The organism is Bacillus sp. LR_5 (genome assembly GCF_042709275.1).
In genome coordinates, this window is sequence record NZ_JAVAXX010000394.1 from 1 (window position 1) to 4,562 (window position 4,562).

The 4,562-nt window shown below is 43.8% G+C and carries 3 protein-coding genes; all 3 read right to left on the bottom strand.

Annotation, left to right across the window (positions count from 1 at the left end):
- Positions 1–78: 78 nt before the first annotated feature.
- A complete protein-coding gene (prkT, locus tag RAC86_RS35595; RefSeq protein ID WP_072565627.1) occupies positions 79–1,095 on the bottom strand; it encodes a serine/threonine protein kinase PrkT in 1,017 nt (338 codons plus the stop codon).
- The gene (locus RAC86_RS35600) at positions 1,061–1,798 is read right to left on the bottom strand and encodes a vWA domain-containing protein (RefSeq protein ID WP_014112311.1); all 738 of its coding nucleotides are present in this window, start codon (positions 1,796–1,798) and stop codon (positions 1,061–1,063) included. Before RAC86_RS35600 ends, prkT begins: the two co-directional genes overlap by 35 nt.
- An 84-nt stretch (positions 1,799–1,882) precedes the next feature.
- Complete coding sequence (gene spoIIE / locus RAC86_RS35605; RefSeq protein WP_072565626.1) at positions 1,883–4,366, bottom strand: stage II sporulation protein E; 2,484 nt, start codon at positions 4,364–4,366, stop codon at positions 1,883–1,885.
- Positions 4,367–4,562: the final 196 nt, after the last annotated feature.

Below are 4,562 nucleotides of genomic sequence, written 5' to 3' on the forward strand. Positions count from 1 at the left end.
TTTTTAAAGATATTCATATCCTATCACTTTCAATCCTTCCAAGCAAAGAAGAAGCATAGGCTTTGCAGATTGTGCCATTCAGATTAAGAAGAAGATAATGTAGGCGAAATAAAGCGCCAAAACGCTGATCACGATAAGCGTTGTTTCAAATAACCCCCCCGACTTAGCAGGCTTCTGTTTAGGAGTATAGCGCGTCTTCGTTACTTTTCCTTGGCGCGGTTTTTGCTGTCTTTGTCTTGTGACAGGCTGCGGCGGTGTTTTTACAGCTTGTTTTCTCTGTACTGCTTTTTGCCCCGCGTCGAGCATGTCCTTCTTCATTTCATCTGCGGTTTGATAATCGCCGTTCAATGCTGAAAAAAGCACTTTTTTATACTTTTTCAGCAGAGGGTGCCCTTCGATTAGAGACCTAAGCTGTTCCTTGGGCTGGTTTGTTTTCTTGAATTCTTTTTTATGCACACTGTTGATCATAATCATGGCAACTGCAAACAGATCGTAGGATGGCTCTGCTTTTCTTGTTCCATACCCCCAATACCCTCTGTCATAAAACTCGGTATACTCTTTTATCGCACGGCCTTCCTTTGTTGTGCCGCCTACATCAATGCAGCGGATTCTTGCGGGCGGACCGGTTACAATCAGATTATCAGGTTTAAGATCGCCGAATATCCATCCTTGCTGGTGAAGCACTGATAAGCTGGATAACAATTGAATCATCAACACCGGTATCCATTCCGCTCCTTTATCATTTACATAATTCAAAAGCAGCGGGCCTTTTATGTATTCCATTGCATAAAACGAAACTTTCGTATTGGCACTGGGGATATAGGCATCATCCGTATCAAAAAAAGAAGGCCCCATCGTAACGGACTGGGCCTTTGAGAAAGATTTTAAGACATTCACTTCAGAAGTAATAGACAAGCTGTCATCGCTCACCTTTAAGGCAACATGTCCATCTGATGCTTCTGCCAAATACACAATTCCATTGGCCCCTTTTCCAAGCTGTTTACGCAATGTATAAGAGTTTCCGTTCCACTTGCCTTTGATTGTCGTACCCGGCTTAAGGTTACATGCCAAACTCGTCAAAGCGTCGTTCATCATCTGCCAGCATGCTCCTTCTTGAGCGGATTTTTTCAAATTGCTGCGTCGCTTCACGTATCGCCGGACCTGTCGGCGTGATGCCGCCTGTCGAAAGCTTTGCAAAGAGTGAGGAAAGAGATTGCAGCTTTGGTGTCCAGTTCAGCACAAGCTCGACCTCTTGTTTTTTCCCGGGAAATATACACATCGCAAATTCGTTATTCCCGATTCGGGAATTGAGGCTGACAGACAAATCAATCAGCGCCTCTTTTACTGTAGGAAGCTTAGGTGCCATACTTGCACTTGTATCAACAAGGACCAAAACCTGAAGATGCACCGTTTCTCCAAGCTCGTCTACCACTTCCATGACTTCGCCGCGTTTTTCGGGAGAAAGCTCCTCCATTTCCACATTCTTTCCGAGAATTTGTTTCAGCTCTTGATTGACTACACCTTGTAAGGTTTGCGTCATCGCTTTTTTTGTTACCATTTGAACGGTTTGTGAAAGCTGAGATGCATAAACCACCTGATGCACACCGCCTCCGGCAAGCGCAATCCCTTCGACTTCCTTCATTGCTTCAGGGTCAATTTGGTTTTCTTCCATTATACCTATGACGTTTACCGTAATCCCCTGCTCTTTAGCAAAAGCAGCCATTGCAAGCGGGTCTTCCCCATGGTTCGAGCAGCCATCCGTTATCAGCAAAATTTGATTTAAATGTCCGTTATTCACATTCATTCCTCCTGGAGAATACGAGGATTCTCAGATTCATATATTCCCATCTTCGCCAGAAGAAATTTGATTTATACGGAAGCGTTATGAAATTTCTTGTTTGTTTTGAAAGATGGCCGGAACAGGGATGGATGCCCACTTCGGTGTATTGTGGTCAATCCGGACGACAACAACTGTCATATCGTCCTCAATTTGGCCGGATCTCGTGCGGATGACTTCCTCCATGAGCAAATCGGCAATCTCCTGCGGGTCATTTGTTTTTAACCCTTTCATTTTGCGTTTCATCCATAAATCATGATTTTCTACATGCTTAGGGCCCTCAAATATGCCGTCACTCATCATAATCAAGAGATCACCCGCTTTCAACTGCTCACTCACAACCTCCACATCGAATTCATTAATAATACCGATTGGCAGATTGCTCGCTTGAACTTTCATTACCTGGTCGCCCCGTTTGATAAAACTAGGCGTCGATCCGACCTTCAAAAATTTACAGCTTGCATCTTGTAGATCGATAATAGATAGGTCAAGCGTGGAATATATCTCGTCAGTTGTCCTTAGGGACAGTATGCTGTTAATCGTTTTAATTGCTATTTTTTCATCAATGCCGGATTCAAGGATTTTCTCAAGAAGCTTGATCGTTTCATTGCTTTCGAAGTGGGCCCTTGCGCCATTGCCCATTCCGTCACTGATTGCCGCAGCATATTTTCTGGCACCTAGCTCCATCATGCTGTAGCTGTCGCCGGAGACAAGGCCGCCGCCCTTCGCAGCGTGAGCCGCACCTGTAGACACCCTGTATGATTTAGTTGATCCAAAAGCGACATGACTGTATCCATTCGGATGTGGAGAGTGTTGTTCGGCTTTCACAAGAATTTGTTCTTCCAGAATATCAGAAAGCATAGGTGCAATGATTTTTTCACTTTCTCCATGTCCGCTGAATGGAATGGTCATTTCAATGTCGATATTTCCTTGTTCAAGACTATATATCTCCACATGCTGAATCTCGATTCCGAAATGCTGAAGTGCCTCTATGATTTGCTCTTCCTGCAGAAAGTGCTGTTCCCGCTCTCTTTTTATTTCCCGAGAAAAGTCTGCCATAACTTCAGAAACACCTAAAAGCTGTTCAGCAACAAGGCGCCTGCTGTCCTGCACTTTTTGCTTAAGCGTCAAATGGGCATTATGATGTGCGAGTTCATCTTCAATCAGCTCTTCAACCTGCTTTGATTTAGAGCAATGCTGATGAAACTCTTTTTTCAGCCTTCGGTTTGATGCATATTCTTTTTCTTCTGTTTCAAGCATAACTTGTTTCATTAAGTCATATGTTTTATCAAAGTTCTGTACCCAGCATCTGTTTTTCTTGTAGCACGTCTGACAGGAATGCTCCGTGATCTTGCTTAAAAACAAATCAACTTCGCTGTCATCTGTCTGTTCGTCAGATGCTTGGTAAAAGGTTGCAAAGCTTTCAGACAGCGCGTGGAATACATTAGAGAACTGGTCTACCTTTTGAGCAGTGACATCTCTGATTTTCCTAGCATATTGCTGCTGCTCTTGAAGATGCTCCACAGTTCCCGGAATATATCTCGCCACTTTCTTTGTAATCGATTGAGGTGTAAGCAAAAACAGGCCGACTGCAATTAATGACTCATAGAGCGTTGTCATCAGACCAGCAGAGCCTTCACCATATAAAGAAATAAGAAGTGATCCAACGATCAGCCCGATTGCTGCGCCTGCCTTTTTTCCTTCCTTCAGCAAACCGCCTAATAAACCGGAGAAAGCAAGCAGACTCATTTGATAGAGGTTTCCGATATTCGCCAAGCCAAGAATCAGACCGGTCACGACACCAACCGTACAGCCAATGCTAGCTCCGCCAATAAAGGAAAAACTCAATACGACATAACGAGCCAGTATATGTTCTGCCTGCATCCCTTGGTAGGACAAGCCGGCAAGCCCCGTCAAAACGGAAGCAATGAGTATCATAAAGCAAATGATTTCTTCTATTTTTAATGATTGTTTTACTTTTTTTACAGTGAAAACCGGAAGGCTCTGAAGGAAAATCAGCGTTAAAATAAAGGATAGTCCAGCTTCAACGACAGCCATCACATAATCATAGGTTGTAAACGCGCCATTTTGGGCGTAAACAAACCCGGCTCTTGCTGCAGCCATGGAGAAGAACACGACAATCGGGAGTGCTTTCACGCGATCGTCGGTGATGAAGGAGGCTACTTTAGAAAATACGAAGAATGCCAGCAATGCGGCTAGTATGAGCAATGAGTGCTTCGGAGAAATGGTCAGCACACCTGTAAGCACAGCCAGCACCGCATAAAGCGCCTTGTCTCTTCTGATAAGAAGCATCGCCCCAAAGAAAGGAAGTGCGAAAGGAAGCACCTCGGATAATATGAAAGCTCGTCCAAGCAAAAATCCGATGACGACATAAATGAATCCTTTATAGAAAAACAGTGAATGCAAATGATGAGTCACCAGCTTCGTGCCCCTGTTAAAAAAAGATTGGAGTTTTTCCAAAGCTTGTCCCGCCATTGGCCCGTTCACTCTTCTTTCTGCTTTTTCCATTTCTCTCATCTCCCACCTGTTATATTCGTTGCCTGTCATTATAGCGAAAGCACAGATAGGATTTTGTCAAAAGAAGGTAACAATACCAAAGAAATCTTCGACGGTTTCTGCCTTGATATTCGTTTATCAAAAGAATTTCCGGAATGTTGTCTAAAAATGAAAAAAAATCGGCTTCTGCAAGAGAAGCCGATTTTTC